Origin of the sequence: Camelimonas fluminis (assembly GCF_014656355.1) — a bacterium.
Taxonomy (GTDB): domain Bacteria; phylum Pseudomonadota; class Alphaproteobacteria; order Rhizobiales; family Beijerinckiaceae; genus Camelimonas; species Camelimonas fluminis.
Window position 1 is genome coordinate 385,938 of sequence record NZ_BNCG01000002.1, and the last position, 17,400, is coordinate 403,337.

At 66.6% G+C, this 17,400-nt stretch carries 13 protein-coding genes; 7 read left to right on the top strand and 6 right to left on the bottom strand.

Features of this window, described 5'->3' with window-relative positions; translation table 11 throughout:
* The first annotated feature begins 218 nt into the window (after positions 1-218).
* Positions 219-647 carry a DUF2147 domain-containing protein gene (locus IE243_RS05095; protein WP_191318257.1) on the top strand — a complete coding sequence of 143 codons (429 nt, stop codon included), beginning with the start codon at positions 219-221 and terminating at the stop codon, positions 645-647.
* A gap of 265 nt (positions 648-912) precedes the next feature.
* On the opposite strand, the gene IE243_RS05100 is transcribed toward IE243_RS05095, so the two are convergent.
* Entirely contained in the window at positions 913-1,638 is a 726-nt protein-coding gene (locus IE243_RS05100; protein WP_373301569.1) for a Crp/Fnr family transcriptional regulator, read from the bottom strand.
* 321 nt (positions 1,639-1,959) lie between these two features.
* The gene (locus tag IE243_RS05105; RefSeq protein WP_191318259.1) at positions 1,960-2,175 is read right to left on the bottom strand and encodes a hypothetical protein; all 216 of its coding nucleotides are present in this window, start codon (positions 2,173-2,175) and stop codon (positions 1,960-1,962) included.
* Positions 2,176-2,758: 583 nt separating this feature from the next.
* Here IE243_RS05105 and IE243_RS05110 point away from each other — a divergent pair.
* Positions 2,759-4,627 carry an ABC-F family ATP-binding cassette domain-containing protein gene (locus tag IE243_RS05110; protein WP_191318260.1) on the top strand — a complete coding sequence of 623 codons (1,869 nt, stop codon included), beginning with the start codon at positions 2,759-2,761 and terminating at the stop codon, positions 4,625-4,627.
* Between the two features lie 323 nt (positions 4,628-4,950).
* Here the strand turns inward: IE243_RS05110 and IE243_RS05115 are convergent, their stop codons facing one another.
* The 4 genes from IE243_RS05115 to IE243_RS05130 form a co-directional block, all read right to left on the bottom strand.
* Positions 4,951-5,388, bottom strand: a complete 438-nt coding sequence (locus tag IE243_RS05115) for a hypothetical protein (RefSeq protein ID WP_373301563.1) — start codon at positions 5,386-5,388, stop codon at positions 4,951-4,953.
* A gap of 239 nt (positions 5,389-5,627) precedes the next feature.
* Positions 5,628-7,316: a S10 family peptidase gene (locus IE243_RS05120; protein WP_210319796.1), complete on the bottom strand. Its 1,689-nt coding sequence runs from the start codon at positions 7,314-7,316 to the stop codon at positions 5,628-5,630.
* A gap of 128 nt (positions 7,317-7,444) precedes the next feature.
* Positions 7,445-7,897, bottom strand: a complete 453-nt coding sequence (locus tag IE243_RS05125) for a DNA polymerase III subunit chi (protein ID WP_191318262.1) — start codon at positions 7,895-7,897, stop codon at positions 7,445-7,447.
* Positions 7,898-8,338: 441 nt separating this feature from the next.
* Entirely contained in the window at positions 8,339-9,952 is a 1,614-nt protein-coding gene (locus tag IE243_RS05130; RefSeq protein WP_191318263.1) for a leucyl aminopeptidase, read from the bottom strand.
* A 524-nt stretch (positions 9,953-10,476) separates the two neighbouring features.
* On the opposite strand from IE243_RS05130, the gene lptF reads away from it, so the two are divergent.
* The 5 genes from lptF to rsmA all read left to right on the top strand — a co-directional run bounded on the left by lptF (position 10,477) and on the right by rsmA (position 17,291).
* Positions 10,477-11,640, top strand: a complete 1,164-nt coding sequence (lptF, locus tag IE243_RS05135; RefSeq protein ID WP_191318264.1) for an LPS export ABC transporter permease LptF — start codon at positions 10,477-10,479, stop codon at positions 11,638-11,640.
* Between the two features lie 16 nt (positions 11,641-11,656).
* Positions 11,657-12,745, top strand: coding sequence for an LPS export ABC transporter permease LptG (lptG, locus tag IE243_RS05140; RefSeq protein ID WP_191318265.1), 1,089 nt, complete (start codon positions 11,657-11,659; stop codon positions 12,743-12,745).
* A gap of 153 nt (positions 12,746-12,898) precedes the next feature.
* Positions 12,899-15,421, top strand: a complete 2,523-nt coding sequence (locus IE243_RS05145) for an LPS-assembly protein LptD (RefSeq protein ID WP_191318266.1) — start codon at positions 12,899-12,901, stop codon at positions 15,419-15,421.
* Positions 15,418-16,434 carry a 4-hydroxythreonine-4-phosphate dehydrogenase PdxA gene (pdxA, locus tag IE243_RS05150; RefSeq protein ID WP_191318267.1) on the top strand — a complete coding sequence of 339 codons (1,017 nt, stop codon included), beginning with the start codon at positions 15,418-15,420 and terminating at the stop codon, positions 16,432-16,434. The genes IE243_RS05145 and pdxA overlap by 4 nt, the downstream gene beginning before the upstream one ends.
* A complete protein-coding gene (gene rsmA / locus IE243_RS05155; RefSeq protein WP_191318268.1) occupies positions 16,431-17,291 on the top strand; it encodes a 16S rRNA (adenine(1518)-N(6)/adenine(1519)-N(6))-dimethyltransferase RsmA in 861 nt (286 codons plus the stop codon). The genes pdxA and rsmA overlap by 4 nt, the downstream gene beginning before the upstream one ends.
* Positions 17,292-17,400: the final 109 nt, after the last annotated feature.

Consider the following 17,400-nt stretch of genomic DNA (forward strand, 5'->3'; position numbering starts at 1 on the left):
AGCAGCGCAGCCACCCTGGGCGACTGATTCCCATGGCGTTTTTTCCGCAGGCCCCGCGTCACGGACGCCTTGAGAGTTACTCAGCTCGCCGCAGCGTATTCGACTTAAAGCCAGCTTGTAACAGGCGGCGCATCGTCGATCATCGCTGGAAGGCAAGATGTGGAGCCGGAGAGTATCTGCCTCCGGCGGCGCATTAAAGCTTGTCTCTGGAGACAATCATGCTTTCAGTCACCATCCGCGGCGTCATGGCCGGCGCTGGACTACTCGCCGCCCTGGCCGCCACGGGCGCCGCCAGCCAGACTCCTGACATCGCCGGCGTCTGGCTCACCGGATCCGGCGACTCACGCGTGAAGATCAGCCCGTGCGGTGGGGCCTGGTGCGGAACCATCGTCTGGACGCGTAGCGGCGCGAAAGACGTCCACAATCCGGACCCGGCGAAGCGGGATCGCAGCCTCGCCGGCGTTCAGATGATCTCTGGCATGAAACGCGGCGGCGACGGCAACTATTCCGGCCAGCTATACAACCCAATGGACGGCAAGACCTACACCGGCAAGTTGCAGCCAGCCAGCGCCTCGGAACTGCAACTGAAGGGTTGCGTCATGGGCGGGCTGATCTGCAAGAGCCAGACCTGGAAGCGGGTGCAGTAAGGGCGTCTTCGTCTGCCCGGGCAAGCTTTTCGACCAGGTGAAGCCTGTGGCGGCTTCCGCCCCATCCGGGCGGCAAAACCGCTGCAGGTTTTCAGGTTTGCAGGCTTTCCTGAGTAGAGCGCGCGCTGGTCGATCAGGCTCTTCCGCCCGGCCAGAAAGCGCGCCAGCCATGGCAGGCGATCTGGCGCCAACGGGGCGCTGGCGCAAAACGCCGGTTCGGTGCAAGCGCTTTTGCGCTGACCGCTACCGTTGCCGCCCGCCGCTGTCAGTCGCTCTCGCGCAGGGCCTGGACGACCCGCGCTTCAAGCACCTGCGGCTTCTTCAGCACCAGCGCACCGCGCGTGCGTTCGATCAGCTCTTCCTGAGACATGTGGGTGAACTCGCGCGTCACCTGTTCGCGCCGGCAGCCGATGCGGGCGGCGAGCACGTGATGATAGGGCGGCGGCGTCACCACCCGCTCGCCCTCGTGGCCTGGCCGCGGCGTCGACAGGCGCAGCAGCTCTGAATAGAGCCTGTGGCGCAGGTCCAGCACCGACTGCTCCATCAGCCGCGCGTTGAGTTCGCGCACCCGTCCGGCCAGCATGCGCATCACCCGCTCGGAGAGCGTCGGCGACGCATAGACCATCTCGCGAAACACCGGAGCCGGAACGATGCAGGCTTCGCCACGGGTCAGCGCCGTGACGTTCGCAGAGCGCCCGACCCCGTCGATGGCAGACAGCTCGCCAAAAAACTGGCCGCCGCGCATCTCGCCCAGAATGATTTCCTTGCCCGCCAGCGTGCGGTTGAGAATGCGCACGTCGCCGGCGACAACGAAAAACACGTCGGTCGAGCTGTCCTCGAAATCGACGAGGATTTCATCGACGTCAAACTTGCGCCAGCGGCAACGCGGCTCGAAGGGCGCAAGGTCAAGCCCGGCGTCCTTGAAGAATGGTATGCGCGAGAAGGATATCAACGTGCGGACCCCTGGAGCCGGCCGGCGACGCGAGGGCAATTCCACGCATTCCCTGCAACCGTCTCTCACCAAGTATCCGGAACATGAAAAACGCCCGCACAGAGCCCGAACAGGCTCGCCCAAACGCGCCATGATCCATGATTGACGCGTATCGTCGTTTCCCGTGACGGTTGCGTCAAGTCCGTGACGCTTTTGCATGGCGGATCAGGACAGATGCATCGGGCGCGTGAAATTTATACGTTATAACAGGTTGAAAGACACTGGCGCCAGCGACGGAACCGCCTGCCAGCCGGCATGCGCGCCTTCGGGGGGCTTCCGGAGACGCCCTGCCCATGCCGGCGGCGGATTTCGCCAATGCTGTCAGACGCGCACGGTCGGTGGTCGCGCTTTGGACGCCCCGTGTTGGGCAGCGCATGTCATCTCTTCCATGCAGGCCGTGACGCCGGAAACCGCGCCGGAGCGGGCGCCAGAAACGGACAGGGCGCGCACCGACGTCTGCGCCAGCACCAGCGTCCCGAGGACGAGGCAAACCAGCACCAGAAACAGCGCATCAATGGACAGGCGGCGGACAATCATGGGGAATCACTGCGAATCAACAACTTATCAACAGGCATAGATAGGCGGGGACGGTAGGCGCAAGCGTGACGCAAACACGGCGACACTTTGACATAGGTCGCTGAGACTCATGGCAAATGCGGTTTCATTCCGGCAGACGCGGACAGTCACGCGACTGACGCACGCACGGCGGCGCCGGATGACACGCTCGCCCGTCATCCACAGCCTGTCCGCCGCCTTTGCCAGAAGACCTTCTGAAAGCCTGTCTGGATGAGAGACTGCCCAGGTGAGCCTGCCCGGGTGAGCCTGGCCGGGTGAGAGCCTGCCGGATATGTCGGGCAGGTCGATCCGGTGGGGCGCTTCTCGCCCTTCGGCGTCGCCCATCCTGCCTGCGTCAGGGAATGAGTGGCGACCGCCTTCCTGTCAGGCGGAAAGGCGCCTCGCCAGATCGCCGCCGCCGAATGTCCAGGGCCGAATGTCCAGGCCGAATATCCGGCAAGGCCCTGATGCACCGGGGCCACGCCGCGCGCCAGGCTGTTTGGCGGCTCGCGCGACATATGACTTGCGACTTGCGCGATGGCGCGGCCGGGGCCAAAACCCGGCCATGCTTACCATCAGCGACCTGACCTACCGCCTCGGCCCCCGCATTCTGTTCGACAGCGCCAGCGCCGCCATTCCGGATGGGGCGCGGGTTGGCTTCGTTGGCCGCAATGGCGCCGGAAAGTCGACCCTGTTCCGCCTGCTCACCGGAGAGATTTCCTCCGAAAGCGGCGCGTTCTCCCTGCCCCGTCACCGCCGCATCGGCGCGGTCGCCCAGGAGGCCCCCTCCGGCCCCGAACCTCTGGTCGAGGTGGTTCTGGCCGCCGATACGGAGCGCGCGGCGTTGCTGCGTGAAGCGGAAACGACGACCGACCCGATGCGGCGGGCGGAGATCGAGACGCGGCTGGTGGACATTGACGCCCATTCCGCCCCGGCCCGCGCGGCGGCCATCCTGCACGGCCTGGGCTTCGACGCGGAAGCGCAGTTGCGGCCCTGCGCCTCGTTCTCCGGCGGCTGGCGCATGCGCGTGGCGCTGGCGGCGGTGCTGTTCGCCGAGCCGGATCTGCTGCTGCTGGACGAGCCGACCAACTATCTCGATATCGAAGGCACGCTGTGGCTTTACGACTTTCTCGGCCGCTATCCGCACACGGCGCTGGTCATCAGCCACGATCGCGAACTGCTGGACGAGGCGGTTGACCACATCCTGCACCTCGACCGGGGCAAGCTGACGCTGTATCGCGGCGGCTACGCCTCATTCGACCGGCAACGCCGGGAAAAGATGGCGCAAAACAATGCCCTGCGCGCCAAACAGGAGAACGAGCGCAAGCACATGCAGGCGTTCGTCGACCGCTTCCGCGCCAAGGCGACCAAGGCGCGGCAGGCTCAGTCGCGGCTGAAGCGGCTGGAGAAGATGGAGCCAATCGCCGCCATGACCGACGAGGCGGTGCTGCCGTTCAGCCTGCCGGGCCCGGAGCGGCCGCTGTCGCCGCCGATAATCGCCATGGAGGGCGTCGCCGCCGGTTATGGCGAGCGCGTGGTGCTGAAGAACCTTAACCTGTCGATCGCGCCGGACGACCGCATTGCGCTGCTCGGCCAGAACGGCAATGGCAAATCCACCTTCGCCAAGCTGCTCGCTGGCTCGCTGGAGCCACTCTCCGGCGTCATGACGCGCTCGGGCAAGCTGGAAACCGCCTTCTTCGCCCAGCACCAGCTCGACGTGCTGCGCATCAACGACACGCCGTTCCAGCATGTCGCCGTGCTGATGCCTGGCGCGCCGGAGGCAAAAATCCGCTCCCGGGCGGCGCAGATGGGCTTTCCGGGGCAGAAGGCCGATACGCCGGTGTCGTCGCTCTCCGGCGGCGAGCGCGCCCGCCTCACCATGGGCCTCGCTGCCTTCCATGGACCGCACCTGCTGATCCTCGACGAGCCGACCAACCACCTCGACATCGACAGCCGCCAGGCGCTGATGGAAGCCATCAACGACTATCCCGGCGCCGTGGTGCTGGTCAGCCACGACCGCTTCCTGGTCGAGGCGTGCGTCGACCGGCTGTGGCTGGTGGCCAATGGCTCGGTGAAGCCGTTCGATGGCGATCTGGATGAGTACCGGGCGCTGGTGCTCGGCGGCCCGGACGCGGGCAAATCCCGCGCTGACAACCAGGGCAACGAGCAGGCGGAGCGTCGTCGCCAGGCCGCGGAGCGCCGCCAGGCCCAGGCCCCGCTACGCAAGCGGCTCGAAGCTCTTGAGGCGCGGATCGACAAGCTGACGACCGCCGTGACCAAGGTGGACGCGGCGCTGGCCGAAGGCGACGCTTTCGCGAAGAATCCGGCGAAGGCGGCGGAACTGGCCAAGATGCGGGCGGACGCCGCGGAAGCGATCGCCACAGCTGAAGAAGAATGGCTGGAGATCTCGTCGCAACTGGAGAGCGACGCCTGAGACGCAGGCGTGAGGGCGCAGCGTCCGGCCCGCCCCAACAGCGTCATGCCTGCGCGTGTTGCCGGCGTCCTCGCGCCACGGCCGCCAACAGGGCGCGATCGCAGCCGCCGCAGCGCTCTCGTGGGTGGCCAGGCAAATCTGACCGCCTGACAAATCTGCCGATCTGGCAAATCTGCCGATCTGGCAAATCTGCCGATCTGGCATGTCCGGGCGCCGGGCGGACCAGGCTATCGGGCAAGTCTGCGTTGGGGCGCTGCGGCGGTCGTGGCCGTGACGGGAACTGACGAAGCTGTCGCCGCCTGGAACGTGCGCGTCCCGCCGCCTCAGTCGACGATGCGCACCAGCTTGTTGTCGGAGAACAGGTAGACCTTCTTGCCGGTGGGCTCCTGATACAGCACCTGGACCTCGCGCTGCCCCTTGCCGCTGCCGCCGACCAGCACGTCGACCGGCGCGCCCTTGGCGGCGACCAGGGCGCATTCGCTGATCCCCGGCTCGATAGCGGCCGGAGCCGGGCCAGCGAACGGTTGCGAGCAGGTTCCGTCGGCGCGCAACACTGGCCCGTAATTGGGCGCCGGCGCAGGGGCTGGCGAATTGTAAACCGACGTTCCGGATGGGCCCGTCTGCTGGGCATGGACGCCGCCAGAGCCGACCGACGCCGAGGCGCTGCGGTCATTGGCGACGCCGATGGCGCTGATGTTGTAGGAGCAGCCCGCCAGGGCGACCGCCAGCGCCGGCGCGATCACAGCCGCCACCCGGCGCATGTTTCCGCGGCGTTCTCCAGCCCTGGATGGGGCGAAAATGACCAAACCGGGCTGCGAGCGATCAAACCGCGCGTGATCCAACTGCACCTGATGATCCTTCATGTGGTTGCGCAAAGAGCGCGGCGTTTTTCAGACGCCCTTCCGATCCTGAAGCAAACCCGTTCATGCGGAACGCGGCCGTTGTCCCGCCGATCTGGCCGGGCGCGTTCGCACGCTGATCGCGCCTGCCCGACGCAGCCTCAGCGGCTCCGCTCTGGCGTGGCGGCCGGCGTCTCCGTCTCCTTCACGGCAGGATACAGCTTGCGTGCATCCTCCAGGAACGCGCGGCGTGAAGATTCGCGCGTATAGAACATGTGCCCGCCCGGATAGACGCGCAATGGCGTTCGGTCGGCGCCGCCAATGGCCGGCAGGGACGCCAGATCCAGGGTCGACTGGAAGTATGGCGTCACCAGATCGTTGTAACCGTGGACGACCAGGACCTTCATCTTCGGATCAAGCGCCAGCGCTGAGCGCAGATCGGACAGCGCCTCGGGCGGGCGCAGGCCGCGTCCCCAGTCCCAGCCGCGATTCACCTGATCGGAGAGCAGATGATAGCGCCCTTCCGGCCGCCAGCCGATGGTGCGGGTGATTTCATCCACCGCCGCGCTGGCCAGCGGCGCCTGGGCGCCGTCAAGGATCGGGTCGTCGTTGCGGCCCATCAGGGACTGCGGCCATGGGTCCGGCGCGCCGACGTTGCCGTCATACTGGCTGACCACCTCGTTTTGACCGGTCTGGTTCCGGTCACGCCGGAACTCGCGCGAAAACGCGCGGCCGTCCACCCGCCCGCCAAGCCGGGCGACCAGCGCCGGATCGAGACCGGTGAACTCCGCCACTTTCGCATTGATGCGCGCCTGCGCCGCCGCGTCGCGCGGCCCGCGCAGCAGGTCTGTCACATAAGGACCACGCGCGTAGTCCTCCACGGCCTGCAACGCCTCTGGCGTCAGCTTGCCGTCGCGCTCCAGCCGGGCCGCCGCCATCGACGGCAACAGGGCGGCCTGGCCGATCACCGGATCGGTCTGGGCGCCGAGGCGGGCGAAATCCAGCACCGGCGACAGCATCACCACGCCGTTAACGCCGATGCCCTCGCCGGTCTGCAAGGCGCTGGCCAGCTTCGGCGCGCGGAAACCGCCATAACTCTCGCCGACGAGATATTTGGGCGACGCGAGGCGGCCGTTGTCAGTCAGATAGCGGCTGACCACCCGGGCCAGCCCCTTGATGTCGCCGTCGACCGACCAGAAATTCTTGCGCAACGCTTCCTTGTCGCTGGCGAGCCGGCTGAAGCCCGTGCCGGGCGGATCGATGAACACCAGATCGGTGAACGGCAGCCAGGTTTCAGGATTGTCACGCAGCAGCGGCGCATCGGACGGCGTGTCGCCCTGATTGCCAAAGCTGATGATGCGCGGGCCAAGGGCGCCAAAGTTCAGCCAGGCCGATGAGGCGCCGGGGCCGCCGTTGAACACGAAGGTGATGGGCCGCGTGGCAGCGTCGCGCTCGGTCCCGTCGCTCGCGGATTTGGAACTGGCGCGCGGATTGGTCTTGTCATCCGCGTCGCGGCGCACATAGGCCACGTATGCGACTTCGGCCAGCAAGGCGCCTTCCGCATCACGTAACGGGATGCTGCCGGCGGTCGTGACATAGCGTAGCGGTTTGCCGGCAATATCAATGTCGCGAGCGATGCTGCGCGGAGCCGGCAGGCGTTCGCGCGCTGCGCTGGCGTCTCGCGCCGCGGGCTGGGACGCGCCAGCCGCGGCGGGCGTCGCCTCGTCCGAGGCGTGGGCGCCGGACAGGGTCGGGCCGGTCAGCAGCGTGGCGACCATCAGGGCGGCCAGCACGGTCTTCACGGTTTCCGTCCGCCGCGTATTGCGGCGCTGGCGTTCGACCGGCTGCATGGCTTTCCTTTCGGTTGAGGGCTGAAGGGACGAAACAGACGCTTTTTGCCACGGATGTCCGCGCAGGCTCCGATCCCGAACCCCTGCCCTGATTCAGGGGCGGAAGTTTGACAGGGGCCCTGGCCGGCTCAGGCTTTCTTTTCCCAACGGCCCTGGTCGTTCTGCTGCCAATAGGTCGCATCGGCCCCAAGCGCCTTGACCTTGCGCCAGTCTTCGCGCGCGGTCGCCAGCGCCGTCTCGTCGGCGCCGTCGAACATCAGCACGACGCGCTCCCAGCCCGCGAGGTCGTCCGGAGTCCGGGCCCCATAGACCAGAAAGCGCACATTGGCGGCGTTGGGATTGCCAGGTTCGCAGACCAGCGCCACCGGCTGGCTGGCGATATCCGGCTCGCGGGCGGAGCCGTGGGGCAGGAAGCTGTCGTCTGAGAAGGTCCAGAGATGATCGTCGAGCGCAGCCATGCGCTGTTCGTCGCCCGCCTCCACCACCACGCGCCAGCCCCGTTCCAGGCTGCGCAAAAGCAGCGCCGGCAACACCGCCTCAACTGGCTGTCGTTGCAAATGGTAGAACAGGACTTCCGCCATCCGTGGTCAGATCCTTTTGAGACGCCCTTAAGACAGACGCCAGGGGTGAAGACATCGTTGCGGACCTTTGCGCCGGCGCAACGTCGCCCGGCGCACGCCGCCGCGCAGATGGCCATGACAGGCCCGGCCTTGCAGGCCGCGCCGGCACCGTGACGTCGGGCTGGCCGGCCTTCCCTGCCGCGGGGAAAGCGGCGCGCCCTGATGGATGGAGGCGCGGTCACATCGCGCCCGGCGCAGGGAGGCGGCCTGCTGGCGGGCGTCAGGACAGGCTGCCCAAACCCACGATGCCCAGACCACGATGCCCACGGATGGGCTTTGTCCCCTGACGCCAGCCAGTTCCATCCCCGGGCGGCGCCGGCCAACGCCGCGCCCGCACGCCTTGCAGGCATCCACGCCTTCCCGTGAGCCCTGGGGCCCACGGGAAGGCGATGCGCGTCGGCTTCAGCCCTCGTAATTATCCGCCACGAGGCGGTCGAGCAGGCGCACGCCCCAGCCTGGCCCCCACGACTGGTTGATGTCGCTGGCCGGCGGGCCCATGCCGACGCCGGCGATGTCGAGGTGCGCCCAGGGAGTGTCGCCAACGAAACGCTTCAGGAACTGCGCCGCCGTGATCGAGCCGCCGAAACGGCCGCCGGTGTTCTTCATGTCAGCGAATTTGGAATCGATCATCTTGTCGAACGCATCGCCCATCGGCATGCGCCAGACGGTCTCGCCGGTCGCCTCGCCGGCCGCGGACAATTGTCCGGCGAGCGGGTCGTCGTTGGCGAACAGGCCGGCGTGCTCGTGAGCCAGCGACACCAGGATGGCCCCGGTGAGCGTCGCCAGATCGATCATGAAACGCGGCTTGAAGCGCTCCTTCGCGTACCAGAGGATATCCGCCAGCACGAGGCGGCCCTCGGCGTCGGTGTTGATGATTTCGATGGTCTGGCCAGACATCGAGGTGACGATGTCGCCAGGGCGCTGGGCGGCGCCGTCGGGCATGTTTTCCACAAGGCCGATGACGCCGACGGCGTTCACCTTCGCGTTGCGGGCGGCGAGCGCGTGCATCAGGCCGGTGACGCAGGCGGCCCCGCCCATGTCGCCCTTCATGTCTTCCATGCCGGCGGCGGGCTTGATGGAGATGCCGCCAGTGTCGAAGCAAACGCCCTTGCCAATAAAGGCCACCGGCGCGTCGCCGGAGCGGCCGCCGTTCCAGCGCATGACCACGACGCGCGGCGCGAAGGCCGAGCCCTGGGCGACGCCGAGCAGCGCCCCCATGCCAAGCCTGGCCAGTTGCTTCTGGTCCAGCACCTCAACCTCGACGCCAAGCTTCGACAGCCTGGCTGCGCGGTCGGCGAAGGCTTCGGGATAGAGCACGTTCGGCGGCTCATTGACCAGATCGCGCGCCAGGGTGACGCCGCCGGCGATCGCCTCACGGGCGCGCCACGCCTTGCGGGCGGCGGACGGGTCGGCGAGGTAGATGGCGAAATCGCCGCCCTCGGCGCCGTTGTCTTCGTCCTTCTTTTTCGTCTTGTACTGGTCAAAGCGATAGGCGCGCAGTTGCAGCCCCAAAGCGAAATCAGCGGCTGCGCCTGCGCCGGCGGAGGCCGGGCCGGACACGGCGTCGCCGCCCGCCGCGCCCTTCTTGGCGGCTTTCTTCGCGGCCTTTTTGGCGTCCTTGCCGGAGAGCTTCTCCTGATCGTCCTTCGGGTCTCCCGCCCCGGCTGAGGGGAGGTCGAACACCACATGGGCGGAACGGCCGGCGCCGACCTTGCCCATGACCACGCCGCCAAGACGGGTAAAATCGATTCGCGCGCGCGCCTGTGCGTCGCCAACGCCAACAACCACCAGGCGATCGGCGGCGATGCCAGCCGGCGCGGTGATAACCATGGCGCCGCGCGCCTTGCCCTTGAAGCGCTCGACAGCGGCGGCGCGCGTCACCAGCGCCTGGGCGGCGGCGCCCAGCAGATCCTGGGCCAGCGGCGTCAGCTTCAGATCATCGCCGACGAAAACGACCACATCGCCGCCGACAATCGGCTCGACGCTCCGGAAATCAACCTTGATACGATCGCTCATGAAACCCTCGATCCGGGCCGGAATCCATATGAGGGGGGCTCCGGTCTTGCTGCTGAATTGCATATCCTGGCGTTGAAACGGCCGCCCCGCCCGTTTCAACGCCTTGCCTTCACATACATATAACGGGACGCCCGGCGCTGATAAGGCGCCGGCGCGCGTATATGACGCGATGCAGGCGCTGGCCGGACGCTGGACACGGCGCCTTGAAAAGGCCTTTTGCGCTTGCGCAACATTCGCCGCAAGCCGGCTGGCCAACGATGGGGCCGACGCACCCCTTAACGCGACGCCCGCGCCAGGCTACAGGCTGTGGGACACATTGGAAGCCAGGAGATACGGGCTCTTCAACGACAGTTTCGCCGGAGCGGCTCCATTCCGGCGACAACGTTTCCTTCAGGCGGCGCGGCTACCATGGCGCCTGAACGCTGTCGGCGGACAACGCTGTCGGGCAACACTGGCGCAACATTTCCGTCCAATCCGGGCGGAAGCTTGCGCCAGCATGGGGCAAAAGGTCCAGAGCACGCTGCATGACACTGATCGAACGCTATATTTTCCGGAACGTCGTAACCGGCTTCATCAGTTGCCTGCTGGCGCTGACCCTGGTGATCTGGATCACCGAAGCGCTGAAGCAGATGGACCTGCTGACCGGCAAGGGGCAGACCATCTGGGTGTTCTTCACCGTCACCGCCCTGTCGCTGCCAGCACTGATCACCGTGATCGCGCCGGTGGCGCTGTTCATCGGCGCCGTTTACGCCCTGAACAAGCTGAACGGCGACTCGGAGCTGATTGTCATGAGCGCCGCGGGCGTCGCGCCCGGCCGCCTGTTGCGGCCCTTCGGCTACGCCTCCCTCGCGGTGGCCCTTCTGACGGGCTGGATGACCATCTGGCTGATGCCCAACAGCTTTCAGGGGTTGCGTGATCTGGTGACCAACATCCGCGCCGATTTCGTTGCCAATATCGTCAAGCCCGGCCAGTTCACGGCGCTCGACAGCGGCGTCACGTTCCACTACCGCGAACGTCAGGGCGCCACGCTGCTGGGCATTTTCTTCCAGGACAGGCGCGAGCAGGGCAAGACCTCGATCTACCTCGCCCAGCGCGGGCAGACGGTGGAGCTGGACGGGCAAAGCTATCTGGTGCTGGAGAAGGGCTCAATCCAGCGTCAGGATGGCGGCAACGGCGACAATTCCATCGTCAATTTCGACCGGTACGCCATTGATCTCTCAGCCTTTGGCGGCGAAGGCGGCGAAGTGGTGTACAAACCGCGTGAGCGTTCGACCGCGGACCTGCTCAATCCCAACGTAAAAGACGGCTATTACAAGATGCAGGCCGGCCGCTTCCGCGCCGAGTTGCACGACCGTTTCGCCGCGCCGCTCTATCCCGTCGCCTTCATGCTCATTGCTTTCGCCGCCCTGGGCCAGGCGCGCACCACCCGTCAGGGGCGCGGCTTCGCCATAATCCTGGCGCTGGCCGGCGTGGTGGCGGTGCGGGTGCTTGGATTTCTGGCCTCTTCGGCGGCGGTGCGCTCTCCGGCGGGCGTCATCGGCATCTACGCCGCGCCGTTGCTGGGGAGCCTTTTCTCCCTGCTGCTGATTTTCTTCCCGGACCGGGTCGCCGTGTTGACTGACCGCCTCGACGCCGCACGGGCGCGCCTTGTCGCGCGCCTGCCCGCCCTGCCGCTGCGGCGCGCCTGATGAGCACCCCACGCGCATGATCATCGGACCCACGCTTGGCCGCTATTTCGCGCGCCACTTCATCCGCGCCGTGCTGATCGTTTTCGGCACGGTGTTCGCCCTGATCTACACGCTCGACCTGGTCGAGCTGATGCGTCGCGCCGGCGACGCCGAAGGCGCCTCCACGTCGATGATGGCGATGCTGGCGCTGTTTCGCACCCCGGCCGTGGCGGAGCAGGTGCTGCCGTTCGCCATCCTGTTTGGGGCCATGGCGACGCTGCTCAACCTCAGCCGCAAGCTGGAGCTGGTGATCGCCCGCTCCGCTGGCGTGTCCGCATGGGAGTTCCTGCAACCGCCCGTGCTGGTGGCGTTGCTGGTCGGCGTTGTCGCCATCACCATCTACAACCCCTTCGCCGCCCACCTCAAACAGCACGCCTCCCAGGTGGAGGCCCGCATTTTCGCCAAGAGCCAGAAGTTCCAGCCCGGCAAGGAACAGTGGCTGCGCGAGCGGCGGCCGGAGGGCGAAGTCATCATTCGCGCCGACCAGGTGATCGAGAATTCCACGACCCTCAACCGGGTGACGTTTTTCAACTTCAAACCGGACGGCAGCTTCCTCGATCGCATCGAGGCGAAGACCGCAACCCTGGAACATGGTTACTGGAATATTTCGGACGGACGCGTGATCTCCGCCGGGGCGCCGCCACAGCCGTTCTCCACAAAACAGGTCGCCAGCGCGCTCGACGCGGCGCAGGTGCGCCGGGCCTTCACGCCGCCGGAAAGCGTGCCTTTATGGCAACTTCCACAGGTTATCGAGCGAACGGAAAAAGCTGGTCTTGATGCAACGGGTTACCGGCTCCAGTTCGACGTCCTGATCGCCCGGCCGATGCTGTTCGTCGCCATGGTGCTGGTCGCGGCGTCATTTTCCTTAAGGTTTTTCCGATTTGGTGGCGTGGCCAAAATGGTTCTCAGTGGTGTCGTCGCCGGCTTCGTGCTTTATGTGGCGACTGAGCTCATGCAGGACCTCGGGGGCTCCGGGATGTTGGGGACGGCGGTTGCCGCCTGGTTCCCTGCGATAACCGGCGCCCTTCTCGGCGTGCTCGCCCTCCTCTATCAGGAGGACGGCTGAACCGGGGGCGCCCAGCGAACGTTGCGCGCAATCGCAACGCCCCTGGCGCGACAGCGCCCGCGCTTAACCGGCCGCCGCCGCGAGGCGACGTCCCAGCACATGGCGTCTTTGGCGGACTTTGGCGTCCGCTCACGGACGGGATGGAACGGCAGTATGAAGTCACGGATTGGCATGGTTGCGTTGAGGGCGATCGCAGCGGTTCTGCTGACGAGCGCGGCCCCTTGCGTCCTGTCGGCCCAGACCCTGAACGACGCGCTGCAAGCGAAGTCACAGAAGCAATCGGGCGAAAAGGACAAGCTGCTCGTGGAAGCGGGCGAGCTGGTCTATAACAATGACAAGAACACGGTTTCGGCTGTGGGCGACGTGCACCTGTACTACCAGGGGCGCACCCTGCAGGCGGATTCCGTCACCTATGACCGCAACTCCCGCCGCGTATTCGCCACCGGCAACGCCCGCATCACCGAGGCGGACGGCACGGTCATCACCGGCGACCGGTTCGAGCTCACCGACAATTTCAAGGACGGCTTCATCGACTCGCTGCGCGTGAAGCGCACTGGCGTGTTCGCCGGCAAGACCGTCACCACCCGTTTCACCGCGCCGCGCGCCGAGCGCACCGCCGGCGAGACCATGGTGTTCGAAAAGGGCACCTACACCGCCTGCGAACCCTGCGCCGAAAAGCCGGACAGGCCGCCGCTGTGGCAAGTGCGCGCCGCGAAGATCATCCACAAGAACGAAGAACGGATGATCTATTACGAGGACGCGACGATCGAGTTCGCCGGCATCCCGCTGGCGTATATCCCCTACATGTCCGCGCCCGACCCAACGGTGAAGCGCAAGACCGGCTTCCTGTCGCCGCGCTTTATCGCGACGTCGGCCACCGGCTACGGCGTGGCGCTGCCGTATTTCATCAATATCGCCCCCAACATGGACCTGACCCTGACGCCGACCTACATGACGCGGCAGGGCTTCCTGGGCATGGCTGAATGGCGTCACCGCCTCGAAACCGGCAGCTACAACGTTCGCGCCGCGGGCATCTTCCAGCAGGACAAGGACGCCTTTCTCCCCTCGCCGATCGGTCCGCGCGACAAGGATTTCCGCGGCTCCATCGAGAGCGCCGGCCGCTTCTACATCAACGACAAATGGCAATATGGCTGGGACGTCGCCCTGCTGAGCGACAAGTGGTTCCTCGACAACTACAAAATCAAGTCGGAGAGCCTGTCGACCACCTATTTCCGCGAGTCGACCTCGACCGTGTTCCTGACCGGCAAGGGCGACCAGGGCTTCTTTGACCTGCGCGCTTACTACTTCAAGGCCCTGTCGAGCCTTGACTGGCAGAAGCAGCAGCCGGTCGTCCATCCGGTGCTTGACTACAACAAGTCCTTTAACGCGCCCGAATGGCTTGGCGGCCAGATCACGATCGACACCAACGTCACCAGCCTCAGTCGCGACCAGGCGTTCTTCCAGCAGACGCCTGACATGCTGAACAACTGGCTCGGCTATTATTCGAACTGCGCCGTCTATGAGAAGGGCCGCTGCATCATGCGCGGCATGGCGGGAACCTACTCGCGCGCCAGCGCCGAGGTGTCGTGGAAGCGCAAGTTCATCGACCCGTTCGGCCAGGTGTGGACGCCCTTCGCCTCCATGCGGGTTGACGGAACCTGGACGCGCGTCGATCTGAACGGTCCGCTGAACAGCAAGATCCCGAACTTCATGGATCCCGATCCGGACGTGCTCGGCCGCGTCATGCCGGCGGTTGGCCTGGAGTATCGCTATCCCTTCGTCGCGACGACCTCGGGCGGGCTCACCCACACGATCGAGCCGATCGCCCAGATCGTGGCGCGCCCCAACGAAACGCGCATCGGCAAGCTGCCGAACGAGGACGCCCAGAGCCTGGTGTTCGACGACACCACCCTGTTCGAGTGGAACAAGTTCTCTGGCTATGACCGCGTCGAAGGCGGCGTGCGCCTGAACTACGGCCTGAAATACGCCGTGACCACCGAGGGGGGCGCCTACGCCGACATGCTGTTCGGCCAGTCGGTGCAGCTCGCCGGCAAGAACTCCTTCTCGGAAGGTTATCGCGACCCGAGCAACACCGGTCTCGACTCCGGCCTCGACCGCCAGGCGTCGGACTATGTGGGACGCGTTCACATCCAGCCCAACAGCCGCTACTCGTTCACGGCGCGTGGCCGCTTCGACCAGGAAACCTTCGCGCTGAAGCGCATGGAACTGACCAGCAGCCTGAACTTCGGCTCCATGCAGGCCAGCCTGACCTATGGTCAGTACGCCGCGCAGCCAGCGCTGGGTTATGCGGTGCGTCGCCAGGGCCTGGCGCCGTCGCTGGCCTATCAGCTCACGCCCAACTGGCGCGTCAACGGCAGCGTGCTGTTCGACCTGAGCGCCCAGAAGAACGCCAGCCAGTACTTCATGTCCAACCCGCTGGCCACGAGCTATGTGAAGGCGCCCTACGGCTCGGTCGCCTCGACGTCGTTCGGCGTGCAATATCAGGACGAATGCACGACCTTCGCCGTGGTCTACACCAATACCTACAACGACCCGACCACCGGCGTGCGCACCAACAACCAGAGCATCATGCTCAAGCTTGAGCTGACGACGCTCGGCGCGGTGCAACTCAGCCAGTCGATCGGCAATTCGACGCGTGACGGCGTCTCACAATGACGCAGGGCGGCGCACTGGCGCTCACCATGGGCGATCCCGCCGGGATCGGCCCGGAGATCGCCGTGGCCGCCTGGCTTCAGCGCCAGCAACTGCCGCCGTTCTTTGTGGTTGGCGACGCCGGCGCAATGATGCGGGCGGCGCGCGCCCGGGGCGTCGGGATCGCCGTCCTGTCCGCTCCTCCCGGCGTTGCTGATCTTCCGGCCGAACGGCTGCCGCTGCTGCCGGTGAACGCCGCGCCAGCGCCTGCTATTCCTGGCCAGCCTGACCCCGCCAATGCGGCGGCGACCATCGCCGCCATTACCGACGCTGTCTGCCTGGCGCGTAGCGGCGCCGCCGCCGGCGTCGTCACCAACCCCATCGCCAAATCGGTGCTGTATGCGGCCGGCTTCCGCCATCCAGGCCACACCGAGTTTCTCGCTGAACTGTGCGCCGATCCGGCCGGACAGACGCCAACGCCGGTGATGATGCTGTGGTGCGAGGAACTGGCGGTGGTTCCGGTGACCATCCACATTCCGCTGGCGGAGGTTCCGCGCCGGCTCACCACGGCGTCCATCATTGAGACGGGGCGCATCGTGGCCCGCGATCTGGCGCAACGTTTTGGCGTGCTCAACCCGCGACTGGCGTTGGCCGGCCTCAACCCCCACGCCGGTGAGAACGGCGCGCTCGGGAAAGAGGACGCGGCCATCGTCGCTCCGGCCATCGCGGCGCTGCGGGCGGAGGGGATTGACGCCTTCGGGCCGCTGCCGGCCGACACCATGTTCCATGCTCGGGCCCGCGCCGGTTATGACGCCGCCCTGTGCATGTACCATGATCAGGCGCTGATCCCGATCAAGACCATTGCCTTCGACGAGGGTGTAAACGTCACGCTTGGTTTGCCGATCATCCGCACTTCGCCGGACCACGGCACGGCTTTCGATATCGCTGGCAAGGGCGTGGCCCGGCCGGACAGCCTGATGGCGGCGTTGCGCCTCGCCTGGCGCCTCACGGGCGCAAAGGGACCCCTGCCCACATGATCGATGATCTTCCGCCGCTGCGCGAGGTCGTGGCCGCCCACGGGCTGGAGCCGCGCAAGTCGCTGGGCCAGAATTTTCTCTTCGACCTGAACCTGACCGCCAAAATCGCCCGCTCGTCCGGCCCGCTGGATGGCGTCACGGTGATCGAGGTAGGACCCGGCCCCGGTGGACTGACCCGCGCCCTGCTCGCCGGCGGCGCCCGTGAAGTCATCGCCATCGAGCGCGACCAGCGCTGCCTGCCGGCGCTCGCGCAGATCGCCGCCCGCTATCCCGGTCGGCTGCGGGTGATCAACGACGACGCGCTCAGGGTGGATTTCGCCGCCCTCGCCGGTCCTGACGCCGGGCCGCTGCGCATCGTCGCCAACCTGCCGTACAATGTTGGCACGGCGTTGCTGATCGGCTGGATCACCACGCAGACGTGGCCGCCAGCGTGGGAGTCGTTGACGCTGATGTTCCAGCGCGAGGTGGCGGAGCGCATCGTCGCCGGCCCGGCGGCGCCCAATGACTATGGCCGGCTCGGCGTCCTGTGCGGCTGGCGCACGGAGGCGCAAATCCTGTTTGACGTGCCGCCAGCCGCTTTCACGCCGCCGCCAAAGGTCATGTCGTCCGTGGTGCGCATCGCGCCGCGCGCGACGCCGGAGCCATGCCGGCTCGCGGCGCTGGAGGCGGTGACCCAAGCGGCGTTCGGACAGCGCCGCAAGATGCTGCGGCAGAGCCTGAAAGGCGTGACCGCCGATCCGCTGGCCCTGCTGGCGCGCGCCGGCATTGATCAGACCGCCCGCCCCGAAACGGTGCCCGTCTCCGGCTTCGTGCGCCTCGCCAATGAGCGTGACGCCATGCTGGCTGAGAGCGACTGAGACCCTTCGCTCCCGGTCGCCCGGCGCAAGAGCCTCGCCAGACGCCGGAGCATTCCCGGATCCGGGCGTTCGCGCACTGATGGCGTGGCGCGCCCGAGGCGCCTTCCGC